Origin of the sequence: Gillisia sp. Hel1_33_143, from assembly GCF_900104765.1 — a bacterium.
In the GTDB taxonomy this organism is placed as follows: domain Bacteria; phylum Bacteroidota; class Bacteroidia; order Flavobacteriales; family Flavobacteriaceae; genus Gillisia.
On record NZ_LT629737.1, the window covers coordinates 1,059,061 to 1,077,905 of the forward strand.

Here is an 18,845-nt window from a genome sequence, read left to right on the forward strand (position 1 = left end):
AGACGTTTTAGTAATTAACTAAAAGCAATTAAAATATTAAAGCCACGAATGCATGAATAAAATTAAATTCGTGTATTCGTGGTTTTATTTTTTCAGAATTAAACTGAAATATTTTATTTCTGAAATGCTAAAATTCAAATTTTAACTGTACCGCTATTTCTTTATTGTTGCCTTTTTCTTCATCTTTCCCCGTGTTTAAATTAGACAAAGTAATTCCTAATAAACGCACAGATTCTTTCATCTTTTCCTGATAGAGAAGTTCTTTGGCGGTTTCGAGAATTAAGTCCTTATCAGAAATAAAATAAGATAAGGTTTTACTTCTTGTTTGCTGACTAAAATCACTGTATTTGATCTTCAATGTGACCGTCTTGCCTGCAACTTTTCCTTTTTTTAATCTTTTTTCAATCTCTTCGGAAATGTTCTGCAGCCTTTCTAGCATAAATATTTCTGAAGAAATATTGGTGTCGAAAGTTCTTTCTGCGCCTAAAGATTTTCTTATTCTATCTGGTTTTACTTCGCTTAAATGAATTCCTCTCACCACTTTATAATAATGAGCTCCACTCTTTCCAAAGTGCTCTGTTAGAAATTCTTCAGATTTTTGCTTAAGATCAAATCCGTTGAAGATACCAAACTGATACATTTTCTCTGCAGTTACCTTACCTACACCATGAAATTTCCTGATCTGTAATTTTTCCAAAAACTCCTCGATCTCTTCCGGATGTACCGTTTTCTGTCCATTTGGTTTATTATGATCGCTGGCGATCTTAGCAATGAATTTATTGATTGATATCCCAGCAGAAGCGTTTAAACCTGTTTTTTCTTTGATCTTAGCCCGAATTTCTTTTGCAATAAGTGTGGCACTCGGATTTCCTTTTTTATTCTCGGTAACATCTAAATACGCTTCATCTAAAGACAGCGGTTCTACCAGATCTGTGTATTCTAAAAAGATCTCTCTAATTTGAGTGGAAACTTCTTTGTAGCGCTCAAACCTTGGCTTCACAAAAATAAGGTCTGGGCAGTTGCGTTTGGCTATAATACTGCTCATAGCACTGCGCACGCCAAATTTTCTAGCTTCATAACTGGCTGCTGCTACAACACCACGTTCTGCACTTCCCCCAACAGCTATTGGTTTGCCCACAAGTTCAGGATTATCCAACTGTTCTACAGAAGCGTAAAATGCATCCATATCTACATGTATGATCTTTCTATGGTGTAAACCTTCTTTCACAGTGCAAATTTAACGAATCTACAGTATTAAAGTATTAAGGCAGATTAGAAACCAGGGAATGATCATGTTAAAAAACCTTTCAAAATCTTATCTTTGAGAAAGACACATAAAAGGATGAAAAAGACAGCTATCATTATAGGAGCTACCGGTCTTACCGGAGGCATTCTACTTAAGAAATTATTAAAAGATCCCACCTATGGAACTATTAAATTATTTTCTAGAAGTTCTGTAGAGAATTCTGATCCAAAAATTGAAGAACATTTAATAGATATGTTCGAGTTGGAGAAAGAGCAAGAGAATTTTAAGGCAGATGAGGTTTATGTATGCATTGGAACAACTAAAGGTAAGACTCCAGATAAGCAAACCTATAGAAAGATAGATAAAGGTATACCTGTAGCGGCTGCAAAACTTAGTAAACTTAATAATATCAATACCTATTTGGTAATTTCTGCTCTAGGAGCAGATGCCAATAGTAGTGTTTTTTATAATAAGGTGAAAGGGGAAATGCAGGAGGAAGTGCTTGCTCAAAAGGTTCCGAATACTTATATTTTCCAACCTTCACTAATTTCTGGAGATAGAGATGAAAGTCGCTTTTGGGAAAACGTCGCAAAAAAAGCTATGTCGGTATTAAACGTTTTTATGATTGGAGGCTTAAAGAAATACAGATCTATTCATCCAGATCAAATTGCAGATGCCATGAAATGGGTTGCCAATAATGGTTTTGATAAGCAAGTTTTAGAATCTGATGAGATTATTGAAATCAGTAATAAATAATTCAAATTTATGATGTAAATGTTAGAAATAGAAAGAAAATTCCTCGTGAGATCTTTAGCTTTTAAAGCTTTAGCATTTAATAGTTCAAGAATAAAACAAGGATATTTAAATTCTGATGTAGAGCGAACTACAAGAATACGAGTTCGAGATAAAGAAGCTTTTATTACCGTAAAAGGGAAATCTTCGGAAAATGGAATGTCTAGATTTGAATGGGAAAAGCAGATAGAAATTTCTGAAGCAGAATCGCTATTAATTCTTTGCGAACCGGGAATTATTGATAAATCTCGATTTTTGGTAGATGTAGATGGACATACTTTTGAGGTAGATGTATTTTATGGCGAAAATGAAGGTTTGCTCTTAGCAGAAATAGAGCTTAATTCTGAGAACGAGAATTTCACCAAACCGAACTGGCTAGGAGAAGAGGTAACAGGAAATAATAAATATTACAATTCCTATCTTTCTAAACATCCATATTTACATTGGTAAAACTTAAAAGATATGAAAAGACTACTGTTATTAACACTTGGCTCCGTATTACTTATTTCCTGCAAGAATAATGAGTCTGATACGGAAAGTCCTTATGCCCAAGAACTTCAAAAGAATAAAATTATATCTGTAGATATTCATAAACAAGCGGATAAATTAAAGCAAGAAGGTTATCAAACCTTTATATATAGTGAAGGAGATACTACATTTTTAATGCAACAATATTTCATGGTTTTTCTGAAAAGCGGAAATTCAAGATCTCAAGATTCTACAGAAGCTGCTAAATTACAAAGGCAACATCTTTCACATTTAAGCAGAATGACAGAAGAAGGTTATGCAAGTTTACTAGGGCCTTTTGAGGATGATGGCGATATTCGAGGAATTGTAGTGTATAATACCAGAACCTTGAAGGAGGCAGATAGTCTTGCCAATCTAGATCCTATGGTAAAGGCTGGAAGACTAAAAGTAGAAGTTCACCCTTGGTGGACGGCAAAAGGAGGAAAACTGAATTAATAAAATAAGTTATGGAGATCAAACATTTTAATGGAGATAAAAAAGGGCAATTTGAGGCATTTTCTGATGAAGAAAAAGCAGGATTAATGACCTATAAATGGTATGATGATCATTGTATTACTATAGACCATACAGAAGTTTATAGCAGTTTTGAAGGCAAAGGAGTTGGAAAGAAATTAATTGTAGAAGGGGTTGCATATGCTAGGAAAAATGATCTAAAGATAAGGCCTACGTGTCCGTTTGCAAAGAAATATTTAGAACGAACATCAGATTATGATGATGTGTTATATTAAATAAAAAAAACCGGTCCAAAAATACTTTTGGGCCGGTTTTTCAACTATAAACATACAAAAATCTTACCTCCATCCACCACCAAGGGCTCTGTAAAGATCTACCACTGCTTTTAACTGATTGAATCTGGCGTTTACAAGATCCAATTGTGAATTTAATGCATTTTCTCTAGCAGTTAATACTTCTAGATAATTAGCATATCCATTTTTCAATAACTCTTCAGAATAACCAGTAGCATCAGAATATGCTCTAAATTCCATAGACTTTACATCTATCTTATCTGTATTTGCTTTATAATTATATAAAGCATCTGAAACTTCTTTCCCTGCAGTAAGTAAAGACTTTTCAAAATTTAAGGCTGCTTGCTCCTTTTGAGATTGTGCAACCTCATACTGAGTTCTAATTTTTCTTCCATTAAAAATAGGTTCAGTTAAAGATCCTACTAGGGTTGCAAAGAGAGAGTTCACATCAAACAACTTATCAATATCAATACTTTGAAAACCTCCTGTGGCTGTTAATCTTAGAGATGGATAGAAATTACTTCTTGCTACATTGGTAAGCTCAAAAGCATTTATCAAATTATATTCTGCAGCAATTAGGTCTGGTCTATTCTTTAATAATTGCATTGGAACTCCAACTTCCATGTTGGTGGTAATTTTCTGATCATCCAACTCGCCCCTTTGGATATTTTGAGGTGCTTCCCCTAGTAATATTGAAAGGGAGTTCTCTAACAATCTAATCTCATTATTAATATCAATTAATATCGCTTTTGCAGTGTAGAGCTGAGCTTCTGTTTGTTTTACTCCAACTTCTGTAACATTTCCAGCTTCTTTAAGAGCCTGAGTAGTTTCTAGACCTTTTTGTCTATTCTCTATAGTAGTTTCAGTAATTCTCCTTTGCTCGTCTAAAGCTAATAACTGATAATAATTGGTAGCAATATTGGAGATCAATCTAGTTTTTACCGCCTGGTGAGCAGCAACACTTTGCAAATAGGAAGCTTCAAAAGCTCTTTTATTACTTCTTATCTTTCCCCAGATATCAGCTTCCCAAGAAAGATTTCCCAAGATCTCATATTGATCATTCGTTCCATTTAAAAAAGAACCCAGCTGGCTGTTGTTAGATAATTCCTGATGTGTTACCTGCCCTGTAACACTAAGAGTTGGAAGATAGCCGGCTTTACCCTGCTTTACGTATGCCTCTGCAGCTAATATTTGCTGAATAGCTATACGTACATCCAAATTGTTTTGAAGCCCTTTTTCTATATACGTTTCTAATACGGGGTCTGTAAACATTTCTTTCCAGGAGACTTCTGCCATATTAATACTATCTTGAGGAAGCTCGTCTGTTCTATATAGATCTTTTGGAGGCGCTACATCTTGAGGACGTTTATATTCTTTTGCAACAAAACAAGATTGCAAGCTTAGGGCAACCATCCCAAGAAGTAAGAATTTAGATTTAAATAAGATTTTCATTGTAAATAATTTCTTGTTCAGATTATTAATTCTCTATCGTTTCTGGCTCTGGTTTCTTTCCAACTTTCTCCTGTAACCATTGGAAAAGCATAAATAATATTGGTATTACAAACACACCTGTAAGTGTACCTATCAATAATCCACCAACGGCACCAGTACCAATAGAACGGTTACCTGCAGCTCCAACTCCAGAAGCTAACACCAATGGCATTAATCCCAAGATAAAGGCGAAAGAAGTCATTAAAATAGGTCTTAGACGTGATTTTGCTCCGTCTATGGCAGCATCTACTATAGATTCACCATTCTTCCTACGCTGTATTGCAAACTCTACAATAAGAATAGCATTCTTGGCAAGTAGCCCAATTAGCATAATCAATGCGATCTGGAAATAGATGTTGTTTTCTAATCCCGCAAATTTTGTAGTAATATAAGCTCCAAAAACTCCCAATGGTAAAGAGAACAATACCGAAAGTGGTAACAAATAGCTCTCATATTGTGCAGCAAGTAAAAAGTAAACAAATACTATAGAGAGAATAAAAATAGTAGTGGTTTGGTTACCAGCATTAACCTCTTCTCTTGTTAGACCAGAATAGGCAGTACTATAATTACTAGGCAATGTTGCCGCTACTTCTTCTATAGCTGTAATTGCATCTCCAGAACTAAACCCAGGGTTAACTGCTCCGGTTAGGGTAGTAGAGTTAAAAAGGTTAAATCTAGTTACAGATTGAGGTCCGTACACACGTTTTAGTGTCATAAATTCTGTAATAGGAGCCATTTCACCACTTTCTGTTCTTACAAAAAGTTTGTCTAGATCTTCTTTTTTAGTTCTGTCTTCCGGAAGTGCCTGTACATAAACACGATATTGTTTTCCAAATCTGGAGAAATCTGAGGCATATACCCCTCCAATATAACCTTGTAAGGTAGAGAAGATACTACTAATTGGCACCCCAAATTTTTTGGCAACTGGTACATTTAGTTCAATCTCATATTGCGGATAACGTGTGTTGAAGGAAGACTGAGCATATTGTATTTCTGGTCTTGCCGTTAATTTTTGTATGAATTCCTGATTCACCTTATCAAGGTCTTCAAAACTAGAACCAGATTTGTCTAACAAGTTTACAGTAAATCCTGACGAGTTCCCGAAACCTGGAATACTAGGAGGTGAGAAGAAAATAACGTTTGCTTCTGGTATGGTAGCCGCTATTCCGAATAATTTACCGGTAACTGCTTTAATAGACTGGCTATCTTCTTTACGCTCATCCCAGTCATTCAATCTAATAAAACCAAGTCCGTAGTTACTACCAGCTCCACTAATTAAACTTCTACCATTAATCACTGAGGCTCCTTTAACTTCTGGGAGTTGTGATATTTTCTCATAGAGTTTTTGATTCACTTCATTGGTTCTATCCATAGAAGCACCAGCGGGAAGTTCTACGTTCATAAAGATAATTCCTCGATCTTCATCTGGAACAAATCCGGTAGGAGTGTTTGTAGCAGACCACCATATTCCTACAACAGCAAGAATAAGTATCACTGCAGTAATCCATTTGTTCTTATATAAAAAGCTTAATGATTGTCCATATCTGTGAATGGTAGCATTAAATCCTCGGTTAAAAGCAGTGTAAAAACGTTGAAGGAAGTTCTTTTTCTCACTTCCCTTCTGTTTTTTATCGTGAGGTTTAAGTAATAATGCACATAGTGCCGGACTCAAGGTTAAGGCATTCACAGCAGAAATTATGATGGCTATAATTAAGGTTACACCAAATTGTTCATAGAAAACACCGGTTGGCCCTTGTATAAAGGTTACCGGAATAAATACTGCAGCCATTACCAATGTAATAGATATAATAGCACCGGAGATCTCATGCATGGCACCTACTGTAGCTTTTTTTACATCATTGGCGCCTTCATCTATTTTTGCATGTACTGCTTCTACCACAACAATGGCATCATCTACTACAATACCAATAGCCAGTACAAGTGCAAATAGCGTTAATAAGTTAATAGAATATCCAAAGAGGTTCAAAAAGAAGAACGTACCAATAATAGATACAGGAACCGCGATTGCCGGAATTAATGTAGATCTAAAATCTTGAAGGAAAATAAATACTACAAGGAATACCAATAAGAATGCTTCAAAAAGCGTACTAACCACTTTCTCTATAGAGGCATTTAAGAAGTTGTTGGTATCATAAGGAATAAAGATCTCGATACCCGGTGGTAATTCTTTCTCTAATTCTGCTAATTGTTCTTTAATGGTAATAATGATCTCTTGTGCATTAGAACCTTTGGTTTGAAAGATTCCCATATTTACAGCAGGATAGCCATTAGTAGAAGAACCCCCGTCGTAAGATTGTGCATCTAGCTCAATATCAGCTACATCTTTCAGTCTAAGAAACTGTCCATCTCCTAAAGCTTTAATAACAATATTGCTGTATTGATCTTCGGTTTTAAATCTCCCGCTATATTTAATTACATAAGAGAAAGCCTCTCCGTTGTTTTCCCCTAAAGATCCTGCAGCAGCTTCCAAACTTTGTTCTCTTAAAGCAGCTGTAACATCAGAAGGCATTAGGTTGTAAGCCTTTAATTTATCTGGCTGTAACCATATTCTCATGGCATAATCTTTTCCACCAAACACATTTACATCTCCAACCCCATTTACCCTTTGTATTTCCGGAATAACATTAATTTTCAGATAATTCTGAATAAAAGTATCATCGTAATCTGGATTGGTACTATAAAATGAAAGGAACATTAAAGCACTGGTTTGTTGCTTCTGAGTAGTTACACCATTCTGTTTTACCTCTGCCGGTAATAATGGATTTGCTCTAGCCACACGATTCTGGACGTTCACCGCAGCAATGTCTGGATCTACATCCTGATCAAAATAGACAGTTATAGAGGCAGTACCATTATTAGTAGCTGTTGAGGTAATATAGGTCATTCCCTCCACCCCGTTAATTTGCTCCTCTATAGGTACAATAACGCTTTCTAGGATAGTCTCTGCACTGGCACCCGGGTAAGCAGTACTTACCGAAATGGTTGGGGGTGCAATATCAGGGTACTGGGTAATAGGTAGGGTAGTTAACCCAAGTACTCCTAATATTACAATAATAATAGAAACAACCGTTGAGAGTACCGGACGTTCAATAAATTTCTTGATCATAATTAATTCTTTCTTCTCCGGTTAATTAAATACTTTTTCCATAGGCTTGGTAATAGAATCAAAAGAAACCGGTTGCGGGCTAATTCTAGAACCGCTTCTTAGTTTATCTGCTCCTTTGGCTACAACACTATCGCCCTTTTCTAATCCAGATTCTATGATATATAGATTGTCTACTTCACCTTTCACCTTAACGCTAGAGGAAACTACAGAATCATTGTTCTGTAATTTGAAGACCATCACACTACCTTGTTGTTCGTAAGTTGATTCTTGAGCGATCACTACCACATTTTCATATGTTTTTGGAATCTCTATTTTAGCACTATTCCCATTGGTTAATAATCTTGAAGGATTATCAAATACTGCTCTAAAAGAAATAGATCCTGTATTTGAGTTAATTACAGAGTTTATTGTTTGGATCTTTCCTTCCTGATTATACAAACTTCCATTGGCAAGTCTTAATCTTACAGCCGGAATGTTCGCTATTTTATCATCTATAGTTTCGCCGTCTGTTTGTTGAATAAAATCTAAATAATCTTTTTCATTCATAGAGAAATAGGCATAAACCTTACTTATATCTGTTACGGTGGTTAAGGGTTCTTGATCTGAAGCACTAATTAATGCACCTTCTCTTTTTCTAATAGCACCTACGTAACCATCTACAGGGCTTTTAATATTAGCATATCCTATATTTGCCAGGATCCCATTGTAACCACTTTTAGCTTGTTGTAGCTTAGCCTTAGCAGTTTCTAATTGCACTGCGCTTATAATATTTTTTTCTACTAGTGGTTTTAGTTTGTCTACTTCTACCTGGGCAGCATTTACATTTGCTTTTGCTGCATCTGCATCTTGAGATAAAGATTGCGTTTCTAGCTTGAACAAGATCTGTCCGGCTTTTACTTTTTCACCTTCATCTACCAGAACCTGAGTAATATATCCGGAGACTTTAGCCCTTACATCACTATTTACTATACCTTCTATACTAGCAGGATAGGAGGTAAAACCCGTAACCGTTTTAGTAGGAACTTCATATACAGGATATGGCATAGGTTGTTGTGCAGCCTGTGCAGATTTGTCTCCTTCGCCTTCCCCGCAAGAAATTAGAAATAAAAATCCTGAGGACGCAATTAATATTTTTATAATATTCTTCATCTTAATCTTCAAATTTGAATGGTGTATAATTGGATGTCTAGTTTTTAATTTCAGAAATGTTCTTTTTTAACTTCTTCACAGCATTTGCCATGTCTTCTAAAAATTGAATATAATTCTCATGAAACTGAAGTTCGTAGGCTTCAGTTTCATCTTCAATTAAGTTATTTGCCTCTTTTTTGTAATTAATGATATCTGAATGAATGTCATACTGCTTATTCCAGTTGTCTAACATCTCATCCATTACCTGAACCAATCTATTTGGGGTGAGATTGAAGTAACGTTTTCTGTCTCCCGGCTTAGTAAAATAGCTTACTCTACCAGAAGCCTGGAGTGTATTTAAATGAGTACAAATAGTACTCTTACTCGCGTTAAGATCTTTAACAAGGTTTTCAAAAGTTATTCCTCCCTTGCCTGTTAGTAATAACGTAGAAAATATTCTGGCTTCTAAAGGTGCCATCTTATCCTCATGCTCTATAAAAACTCCAAATCTTTCTACGAGCTTATTTTTCCTTTCTAATAGGTCTTCTTTCTCTTGCATCTTCAAAATTTGAAGTGCAAAATTAGTTTTAGTTCGGGAATTACCGAACTAAACGAAATCAAAGTTTTGTTAAAGTTTTGGCTTGTCTCTAAGTATGTTCAAATCAGAAGATTTAATAACATATCCAACCCTTACCATGCTGGTAAATTTTTGATAATCTATTAAGCTTTCAGAGTGACCTGCAAACCATTCTAACATTAAGTATTGGTTGTTAGAGTTATTAAATAGCTTATATAATATTCTAGCGCTAATGGCTCCATTCCAGTCTTTTAATCCTTTTCTTACCGTAAGATCAGAAGTTAATCTGGTGGGTATGATGTCATATTCCATCTTCGCTTCTCCTAATCCAACATAGTCTAGAATATCTGGATTGCTTTCTTTGTAAGCAAAAGGTAACCAACCTCTCACGGTAAGCATACCGTTATTTCCCACAGGAGTATTATAAGTTAAAGTGAATCTGTTCCAACTTCTACTATCTAAACTATCTCTACCATTAGATTCGTGTTCCATCTTAAACTCTGCCAATCCAACTATCTTATCATTCTTGTTGAAGATTGGTTTTGCCACACCTACAGATGGATTAAAATTTACCTCATCAAAAGGACTGGATTTTTTATAAATATCCCAAAATGCTTTTTGCGTATAGGTTACAAACAAATATGAATTTAAAGGAAGTGTAGCACGGGTGATCATTTGTTTAAAACTCACCTGATATTTGATATCAGAATTACCCTTTGTGATACCTTTGTTTGTTGGAACCCCGGTTATAAAATAATTATCCTGATAAATGGAAAAGGAGGGCATGGTGTGTATAGTGTCTGTAAACTCTTGCCTAGACATACTTTGAGCCCCTAGCTGCAGGGTGCTTCCGGTAAAAAATATTACAAGCAATGCAAAAGGAATAAAATTCTTCATATTTATATAATTGTAGGGATGCAAATTTAATGATCTTTACTTCACGAAATGTTTTAAAAATGTAAAAAAATAAAGGCCATCAAATTAATTTTGAGGGCCTTAGACGATCTTAAATTTTAAAACTTACTATTCTTGAGATGTATTATTTTCATTTTCTTTATAGATACCTAAAGTAAGTTCACCTTTTTTATTCATAGTTGCTCTATACATCCCTGTGGTATTAAATTCCATAGCTATATTCCCATCATGATCTATGGCTATTATTCCTCCATCTCCACCAAGTTCCGGAAGCTTTTTTTGAATCACTTCTCTCGCAGCTTCCTCTAAACTCATTTCTTTATATTCCATCAATGCAGATATATCATAAGCTACAACTCCTCTTATAAAAAATTCTCCCCATCCTGTAGCAGAAACAGCACAGGTCTTATTATTGGCGTAGGTTCCTGCTCCAATTATTGGTGCATCTCCAATTCTGTTATATTTTTTATTGGTCATTCCGCCGGTGGAAGTTCCGGCGGCAAGGTTTCCATTTTTATCCAACGCTACACAACCAACGGTACCAAATTTGGAGTTTTTTATGAAAGGATCATAAAACGCAGTGGCGTTATTAATGCTATCTGCTTCTTTCTTTTCTAATTCCTGAACTTTCTTAAGCGACTGAAATCTATTTTCTGTATAGAAATAAGATGGGTCTACAATTTCAATTTGGCGTTCTTTGGCAAATTCTTCAGCTCCTTTGCCCGATAGCATTACGTGTGGAGAAAATTCCATAACTTCATAAGCAAGGTTTATAGGATTCTTTATTGTGGTAACTCCAGAAATTGCTCCGGCATTTAACGATTCTCCATCCATTATAGCAGCGTCCATATCATTGGTTTCTGCATTGGTAAAAACGGCTCCTTTTCCTGCATTAAAAAGCGGAGAGTTTTCCATTATATTAATGGTCTTTTGAACAGCCTCTAGCGCTGTTCCACCATTAGCCAGAATTGAATGTCCGGTTTCTATAGCTTCAGTTAGTACCTTTTTATACTCTGCTTCTAAAGAATCTGTCATATTCTCTTTCAATATTGTGCTCGCACCACCATGAATAACAATTCCAAAATTATCGCTCTCTACCTTATCGGATGTTGGTTTTTGATCTGGTTCACCAATGGGTTTCTTATCTACCGTGGATTGATTGCACGAGAAAATGAATAAAAGCGTGAAGAGTAGTAATAATTTTTTCATAAAAATTGTTTTAGCTGAACTTTTTGGGCCAGAATAGTAGTTGCTTGGATAAGCAACTAATGTAGCAAAAAATGGAATGTGCTTCAGGAAATTCTGAAGGATTATAGGAGGAGTAGATCACAAAGTTAATATTTCTAACTGGCGATGTAATCTGACTTTCTTTGATTATATTTTCTTCTGGTTTTTATCATTTTATACCTAACATCATCATAGAACAGGCTTATTAATAAAATTAAAGCTCCAATAATTAGCGTGTTTAATTTGAGATTCACTGTGGAATAAAAAAATCCTCCCGTTAATCCACCGGCAAAAAAGAAGGAAATGATATAGATGCGAAGTTTAATTTTAGATTTCAGGTTATCTCTGTGCTGCTGTTTCTTTAAAAAGAAAAGTTGAGAAATGTCTATTCCTAAATCTGTAAATAGGCCAGTAAGGTGTGTTGTTCTTACTACCGCATTCGATATTTTGGTTACAAAGGAGTTTTGAAGTCCCATAGCAAAAAGTAAAAAGCAAATAATTACGTTGGGAACTTCTAAGGTTATGATGTTACTAACGAGGCCAATTGATATTAAAATAAGGCATTCTATTAATGTTGGCAGTAAGAAAACATTCAATTTTTTATTTTCTCTGAATTTCTCAATTAGAAAACTAGAAGTGAAGGAACCAACTAGAAAGGAGAGAATATACAGAAAATAGACGGTTCCTTTCCAAAATTCAAAATCGGCGACATCATAAATAAATAGTGCGAAATGGCCCGTAACATTTGTAGTTAATTGCTTAAAGGCTAAAAACCCAGTTACATTTACAATTCCGGCAACAAAAGAAAGCACGGTGGCAATTCGCAGATTATGTTTTAACGTTCTGCTTTTGCCTTGATGTCTAAACATTTAGTTCCTATTACTTTCAATGATATAAAAGTAGGCTAATAAATATGGCTGCTGTAGAGAATACGTTTGTATGTAAATTTAATTTGCGTGAGCGATAGTAGCGAAAAGCCCACAGCCCATATAACAATGTTTATTGTAATGTGGGCGAGGACTTGAACCGAATAGCGCGGTGCCTCTGGCACACGCCCAAAACATTTACATAAGCTTCACAACATTGTGATTGAGATTGCTTAATTTTAAACAAATAAAAAAAGAAAAATGGCTATAAATGAACCTTTCAATCTTAATAAATGGATTGAACAAAACAGGGATCTGTTAAAACCACCGGTTGGTAATAAGAATATCTATAAAGAATCTGCAGATTATATAGTGATGATCGTGGGAGGTCCTAATGCAAGAAAAGATTATCATTATAATGAAACGGAAGAACTATTCTATCAAATAGAAGGAAATATTGAAGTAAATGTTCAGGATAATGGGGAAAAGAAAACTATGAAATTAGGTCCTGGAGATATGTATCTGCATCCGGCAGGAATTCCGCATAGCCCTGTAAGACACGAAGGATCTATAGGTTTAGTAGTAGAGCGTAAGCGATTAGGAGAAGAAGGAAAAGATGGATTATTGTGGTTCTGCGATAATTGCAATCATAAGCTTTATGAGGTATATTTTCCATTACACGATATTGAAACCGATTTTTTAAAACATTTTAATCATTTCTACGGAAGTGAAGAGCTTAGAACCTGTGATAATTGCGGTACGGTAATGCCTGCAGATGATCGGTATATTGCAAAAAAGGAATAAGCATACATAGAACAAGGGCTACTACTATATTCTTTTAATTTTATTAAATTAGCAACAAACAAACAACAAATACTTATAAATAAGCAAATTAATGAGTGAAATAGCAGAAAAATTTGGAATTAAGCAAGCCCTTAAAGATCTGGGAATTCAAGATATAAATAATGGAACTTCAACCGGAAGTGATTTTTTTGGAAATGGTGAGATCATAGAGTCTTACTCTCCTGTTGATGGTGCCTTAATTGGTAAGGTAAGATCTACTACCAAAGAAGATTATGAAAAAGTAATGAGTGCTGCTACAGAAGGTTTTAAAACCTGGAGATCTATGCCTGCACCTTTACGTGGAGAAGTAGTTAGAAAATTTAATGAAGAATTACGCCGCTTAAAAGAACCACTAGGGAAATTGGTTTCTTATGAAATGGGTAAATCTTATCAGGAAGGTCTTGGAGAAGTTCAGGAAATGATAGATATCTGTGATTTCGCAGTTGGATTATCTAGACAGTTGCACGGACTTACCATGCACTCCGAACGACCGGGACATAGAATGTATGAGCAATATCACCCACTTGGAGTAGTAGGAATTATTTCTGCTTTTAACTTCCCGGTTGCTGTTTGGTCTTGGAATACTGCATTGGCATGGGTTTGTGGAGACGCTTGTGTCTGGAAAGGATCTGAAAAAACACCAATTACTTCTGTAGCTTGTCAAAAAATAGCCGCAAGAGTTTTTGAAGAAAATAATGTACCTGCAGGAATATCTTGTTTGATAACAGGAGATTATAAAGTAGGAGAAATGATGACTTTAGATAAGCGTATTCCGCTTATTTCTGCAACAGGATCTACTAGAATGGGTAAGATCGTTGCTTCTAAAGTAGCTGAGCGTCTTGGAAAAACTTTATTGGAATTAGGTGGAAACAATGCCATTATCGTTACTCCAGATGCAGATGTTAAAATGACCGTTATTGGTGCTGTATTTGGTGCTGTAGGAACGGCAGGACAACGTTGTACTTCTACACGTAGATTGATAATCCACGAATCTATGTATGATAAGGTTAAAGAAGCAGTAGTTGCTGCATACAAGCAATTGCGTATTGGTAACCCATTAGATGAGAACAACCATGTTGGGCCACTTATAGATAAAGATGCAGTAAAAAACTACCAAAATGCTTTGACTAAAGTTGTTGAAGAAGGTGGAAAGATCATTGTTGAAGGTGGTGTTCTGGAAGGTGAAGGTTATGAAAGCGGATGTTACGTGAAACCTGCAATAGCTGAAGCAAAGAATTCTTATGCCATAGTACAACATGAAACCTTTGCTCCAGTATTATATATGATGAAATATTCCGGTTCTGTAGAAGATGCTTTAGAACTTCAAAATGGAGTGAATCAAGGACTTTCATCGGCCATTATGACTAATAATTTAAGAGAAGCAGAGCACTTCTTATCTGTAAACGGGTCAGACTGTGGTATTGCGAACGTAAACATAGGAACTAGTGGAGCAGAAATTGGCGGAGCCTTTGGAGGTGAAAAAGAAACCGGTGGCGGACGTGAATCTGGATCTGATGCATGGAAGGTTTATATGAGAAGACAAACCAATACTATTAATTATACTACAGAGTTGCCATTGGCACAAGGAATTAAATTTGATCTGTAAGTATTAAGTATAGAATACTAAGATTTTTTAAAATTAAAAAGGCCATCTTATTCAAGGTGGCTTTTTTGATTATAATGGTATTATAATAATAGTGTTGCATCACCCTGAATTTATTTATGGGTCTCAAATTCTTGTATGTATCTATGCTGAAATTGTAAAGGTCTATCTTAAATAACTTTTAAATTCTTAGGCTACACAGACACTATTTCTTTTTCATCTAAAAGTTCTTCTTGCTTAAACTTCAGAACTATCTGAGCTATGGCCACCACATCTCTTTCACAATAACTCACAATTCTATCTAATTCATTATTATCGTAATAAACATTCCGAACCTCAGAACCATCTATATCTGTCTTTGGTGATGGAATTCCCAGCACACTGGTGAGTAATTTAAGCGATGTGTAATGTTTGTAATCTCCAAACTTCCAAAGCTCTAAAGTATCTAAATGCGGTACTTCCCAAGGTTTCTTCCCGAACAGATCTAATTTTGATGGTAATTCTAAACCGTGTATGATCATTCTTCTGGAAATATATGGGAAGTCGAATTCTTTTCCATTATGTGCGCATAGTATATGTTGAGGTTTATTAAAATGTGTTTCTAATAACTTTGAAAACCCTAGCAAGAGTTCCTTTTCATCCCCTTTAAAACTAGTTGTTCTAAACTGCCTAGTGTTTTCAATATTTTTAAAATACCCAACAGATATACATATGATTTTTCCAAATTCTGCCCAGATTCCCGCCCTATCATAATATTCCTCTGCTGTAAACGCTTCCTTACGCTGATACTTGGATTTCTCCTCCCAGAGATTTTGCTTCTCCTCAGATAGGTGTTTAAAAGATTCTTGTTCAGGAACGGTTTCTATATCTAGAAAGAGTATATTTTCTAATGGAGTTTTTTTAATCATGATCTAGCATTTTATAAGCTTCATCAATATAAATAAAAAAATCGGGAGCATGATTTTCGTCTTCTTTCCTTCTAATAAGATCTTCGCCCAATCGAACAATTATTATATCATCTTCAGGAATTACGATAACATATTGTCCTAGAATGCCGCGCATATAAAATACATCCTTTCCATTATAATCACTCAACCAAAATCCATAACCGTATTGTGGCGATTCTTTAAACCGGGCATGAGTGGCTAATGCTACAAAATTACTATCTAAGAGTTGTTCTCCATTCCATTGGCCTTTATTCTTATACAGTTTCCCAAATCTTGCAAAATCTCGAGCATTAGATGCTATACAGCAATATGCCTTTTCTAAGCCACTCTCCTCACTGTCTAACTGCCATAAGGCATCATTTTTCATTCCTATTGGTTTCCAAAAGCTCTCACTAAGGTATTCTGACAGATGCATTCCAGTAGCTTTTTCAATGATCATCCCAAGAAGAAGTGTATTCCCACTTAAATATTTAAAAGAATTTCCAGGATTTTCTACTAACTTTAATTTCAAGATCTCTTCTCTCATATCTTCTTTGAAATAAGCACGGGCGGTCTGTGAGAACGGGTTATAGTAGTTTTCATCCCAATTTAAACCTGAAGACATAGATGCCAGATCTCCTAAGGTGAGTGCATTTCCATTATAATCTTTGAATTCTGGAAAAAAATCTGACACAGGTTGCTCTAAACCTTTTAATTTCCCTTCATTAATGGCTTTCCCTAATAAAGAAACCGTAATAGATTTTGCCATAGAAAAGGAGTTGGTAAGGGAATTCTCATCGTATCCATTGGCATATTTTTCATACCAAATACTATCATTCTTAATGATCAAAAAAGCTACAGTACCAAGATCTATATTGAGATCCTTTAGTTTTTCTGTAGAATTTTTAGAATTGTATTCTTTGGAAATCGCCCAAGTCTGAACATTTTTTCCGGCTTCGATCTTCCGGTTGTCAAACTGCGGATAATCATCAATATAAGCGGTAGTATGGCCTGTAAAATAAATAACTTTTACACCTTTTAAAATATATTCTAAATTGAAGGTGTAGAGGCATATAACGGTTATTAGAAGTAGGGCTAATAAATAGCCTATAACGCGGAAGGTTTTTTTCATATCATTTAAAATTAGCATTTTTCAACTAATAATAAATATATATATGTCTAAGCTTAGAAAAGTTCTTGCTGAAGTGATGGCTTTTCTAATTCCAAAAGCCATTTCTTTCGCCACAGTCCTCCTGCATATCCGGTGAGAGCACCATCGCTGCCTATAACTCTATGGCAGGGAACGGCTATCCATAAGGGATTTTTACCATTTGCGGCTGCAACTGCACGTACCGCCTTTACATTACCAAGTTCTTTTGATAGTTGCAAATAGGATCTGGTTTCTCCATAAGGAATTTTAAGTAACGCTTCCCATACTTGCTTTTGAAAAGAGGTGCCTTGGGGGTTAATTCTAAAAGTAAATTCTTGCAATTCACCATTGAAATAAGCTTTTAGTTGAGTTGTTGCAGGCACTAAAATCTCTGGGATATGTTGGCTAATTTCTTTATCTGTATCTAAAATCTTGATCGATGTAATGCCATCTATATCTCCGGTGACCTCACAAATTCCCAAAGGGGTTTTAAGAAAGGCGTTCATTCGTATTCGGTTTTATCTCAGATTCATTCTGTTGAATAAGTCCGAGTTTCTTTGCCCTCTTTTCCCAGTTTTGTCGAGCCATAAGTTGCATGTCTTCAATATGATCACTTTCATCCATGATCTCTAGCCCTAATAGCGTTTCGATAATATCTTCCATAGTTACCAAGCCAACGGTATTCCCATACTGGTCTGAAACTATTGATATATGAGCTTTACGCTTAATAAAGATCTCAAAAAGTTCAGGAATTGGGGTGTTAGGATCTGTAATAAATACATCCCTTTTTAAAATGCTTAAAGGTTCTACACCCTTTTCATCTATCATCTCTTCTAGGATGTCGTCTTTAAGAACAAAACCCGTAATGTTGTTAGGTTTTTCTCTATAAATGGGAATTCTAGAAAATTTAAGATTTTTATGCTCTCTGTGAAAATCTTCTATTCTAGTCGCTTCATTTTCGATAGTTGCTACCGAGAACGGGGTCATGACATCTTTTGCTTTTACAGATTTAAAAACTAATAAGTTCTTAATAACCGTAGTCTCCTTTTCTTCGAAAAAACCTTCTTCTTCCGCAGCATCAGTAATTGCCAAAAACTCTTCTCTACTCATAGTGCTTACATGCGCAGATTTTCCAATAAGCTTTGTTGTTAACATCATGAGCCATAGAATTCCGGTATATTTTAAAGGGAAAATAAGGATCTTTAGAGTAACTACTGTGAACTTACCTAGAGATTGCCAGTAGGTTGCTCCAATGGTTTTAGGGACGATCTCAGATAGTATTAATATAGCCACGGTCATTATTGCAGATACAATTCCAACGGCATTTCCTCCATCTCCAAAAACTTTCTCTGCCTGTACACCAACTAAGATTGCTCCTACGGTATGAGCAATCGTATTTAGCGTTAGAATTGCTATAAGAGGCTTATCTATATCCTGTTTAAAGCGCGCCAAGGTGTTTGCATAAGCTTTACCCTCCTTTTTCTTAACCCGAATAAAGGTTGGTGTAATGCTTAGCAATACTGCCTCGAGTATTGAGCATAGAAATGAAAAGAATATTGCCAGTGATGCAAAGAGAATTAGTACTCCCATGATTAATTTTAGGTTTGAGGTCCTAAAATAAGGAATCTTCCATAAAATTTACTTAAAGTAATGGTAAAGCCATTCTTTATAATACCGAAA

General features: G+C 35.4%; 18 protein-coding genes. 6 read left to right on the plus strand and 12 right to left on the minus strand.

Going from position 1 to position 18,845, the window contains the following annotated elements; translation table 11 throughout:
- Window positions 1-127 precede the first annotated feature (127 nt).
- The gene (gene dinB, locus BLT84_RS04690) at window positions 128-1,228 is read right to left on the minus strand and encodes a DNA polymerase IV (protein WP_262490142.1); all 1,101 of its coding nucleotides are present in this window, start codon (window positions 1,226-1,228) and stop codon (window positions 128-130) included.
- 114 nt (window positions 1,229-1,342) lie between these two features.
- On the opposite strand from dinB, the gene BLT84_RS04695 reads away from it, so the two are divergent.
- From BLT84_RS04695 to BLT84_RS04710, 4 genes are read left to right on the plus strand one after another with little or no spacing between them, the layout of a single operon-like run.
- Entirely contained in the window at window positions 1,343-2,002 is a 660-nt protein-coding gene (locus BLT84_RS04695; RefSeq protein WP_091263219.1) for a nucleoside-diphosphate sugar epimerase, read from the plus strand.
- Between the two features lie 18 nt (window positions 2,003-2,020).
- On the plus strand, window positions 2,021-2,488 hold the full coding sequence (locus BLT84_RS04700; RefSeq protein WP_091263220.1) for a CYTH domain-containing protein: 468 nt from the start codon (window positions 2,021-2,023) through the stop codon (window positions 2,486-2,488).
- Between the two features lie 12 nt (window positions 2,489-2,500).
- A complete protein-coding gene (locus tag BLT84_RS04705; protein ID WP_091263222.1) occupies window positions 2,501-3,001 on the plus strand; it encodes a YciI family protein in 501 nt (166 codons plus the stop codon).
- A gap of 11 nt (window positions 3,002-3,012) precedes the next feature.
- Complete coding sequence (locus BLT84_RS04710; RefSeq protein ID WP_091263224.1) at window positions 3,013-3,294, plus strand: GNAT family N-acetyltransferase; 282 nt, start codon at window positions 3,013-3,015, stop codon at window positions 3,292-3,294.
- A gap of 63 nt (window positions 3,295-3,357) precedes the next feature.
- Here the strand turns inward: BLT84_RS04710 and BLT84_RS04715 are convergent, their stop codons facing one another.
- From BLT84_RS04715 to BLT84_RS04745, 7 genes are all read right to left on the minus strand, one after another.
- Complete coding sequence (locus BLT84_RS04715) at window positions 3,358-4,764, minus strand: efflux transporter outer membrane subunit (RefSeq protein WP_091263225.1); 1,407 nt, start codon at window positions 4,762-4,764, stop codon at window positions 3,358-3,360.
- Window positions 4,765-4,789: 25 nt separating this feature from the next.
- Window positions 4,790-7,930 carry an efflux RND transporter permease subunit gene (locus BLT84_RS04720; protein WP_091263227.1) on the minus strand — a complete coding sequence of 1,047 codons (3,141 nt, stop codon included), beginning with the start codon at window positions 7,928-7,930 and terminating at the stop codon, window positions 4,790-4,792.
- Between the two features lie 21 nt (window positions 7,931-7,951).
- Window positions 7,952-9,079, minus strand: a complete 1,128-nt coding sequence (locus BLT84_RS04725) for an efflux RND transporter periplasmic adaptor subunit (protein ID WP_091263229.1) — start codon at window positions 9,077-9,079, stop codon at window positions 7,952-7,954.
- 37 nt (window positions 9,080-9,116) lie between these two features.
- Window positions 9,117-9,617, minus strand: coding sequence for a GbsR/MarR family transcriptional regulator (locus BLT84_RS04730; protein ID WP_034887045.1), 501 nt, complete (start codon window positions 9,615-9,617; stop codon window positions 9,117-9,119).
- Window positions 9,618-9,686: 69 nt separating this feature from the next.
- Entirely contained in the window at window positions 9,687-10,532 is an 846-nt protein-coding gene (locus tag BLT84_RS04735; protein ID WP_091263231.1) for a phospholipase A, read from the minus strand.
- Window positions 10,533-10,658: 126 nt separating this feature from the next.
- Window positions 10,659-11,759 (minus strand): isoaspartyl peptidase/L-asparaginase family protein, encoded by a 1,101-nt coding sequence (locus BLT84_RS04740; protein ID WP_091263233.1) that lies wholly within the window; start codon window positions 11,757-11,759, stop codon window positions 10,659-10,661.
- A 134-nt stretch (window positions 11,760-11,893) separates the two neighbouring features.
- Window positions 11,894-12,646: a YoaK family protein gene (locus tag BLT84_RS04745; RefSeq protein WP_091263235.1), complete on the minus strand. Its 753-nt coding sequence runs from the start codon at window positions 12,644-12,646 to the stop codon at window positions 11,894-11,896.
- A 258-nt stretch (window positions 12,647-12,904) separates the two neighbouring features.
- Between BLT84_RS04745 and BLT84_RS04750 the strand changes: the two genes are divergently transcribed.
- Window positions 12,905-13,447, plus strand: a complete 543-nt coding sequence (locus BLT84_RS04750; RefSeq protein ID WP_091263237.1) for a 3-hydroxyanthranilate 3,4-dioxygenase — start codon at window positions 12,905-12,907, stop codon at window positions 13,445-13,447.
- A 91-nt stretch (window positions 13,448-13,538) separates the two neighbouring features.
- Window positions 13,539-15,092, plus strand: coding sequence for an aldehyde dehydrogenase family protein (locus BLT84_RS04755; protein ID WP_091263239.1), 1,554 nt, complete (start codon window positions 13,539-13,541; stop codon window positions 15,090-15,092).
- Between the two features lie 191 nt (window positions 15,093-15,283).
- On the opposite strand, the gene BLT84_RS04760 is transcribed toward BLT84_RS04755, so the two are convergent.
- Genes BLT84_RS04760 through BLT84_RS04775 form a run of 4 tightly spaced genes read right to left on the minus strand, consistent with a single transcriptional unit; the run spans window position 15,284 to window position 18,755 of the window.
- Window positions 15,284-15,997, minus strand: coding sequence for a 3'-5' exonuclease (locus tag BLT84_RS04760; protein WP_091263241.1), 714 nt, complete (start codon window positions 15,995-15,997; stop codon window positions 15,284-15,286).
- Window positions 15,990-17,147, minus strand: coding sequence for a serine hydrolase domain-containing protein (locus tag BLT84_RS04765; protein WP_091263243.1), 1,158 nt, complete (start codon window positions 17,145-17,147; stop codon window positions 15,990-15,992). Before BLT84_RS04765 ends, BLT84_RS04760 begins: the two co-directional genes overlap by 8 nt.
- Window positions 17,148-17,200: 53 nt before the next feature.
- A complete protein-coding gene (locus BLT84_RS04770; protein ID WP_091263245.1) occupies window positions 17,201-17,671 on the minus strand; it encodes a methylated-DNA--[protein]-cysteine S-methyltransferase in 471 nt (156 codons plus the stop codon).
- Window positions 17,655-18,755 (minus strand): CNNM domain-containing protein, encoded by a 1,101-nt coding sequence (locus tag BLT84_RS04775; RefSeq protein WP_091263248.1) that lies wholly within the window; start codon window positions 18,753-18,755, stop codon window positions 17,655-17,657. The genes BLT84_RS04770 and BLT84_RS04775 overlap by 17 nt, the downstream gene beginning before the upstream one ends.
- Between the last annotated feature and the right edge of the window lie 90 nt (window positions 18,756-18,845).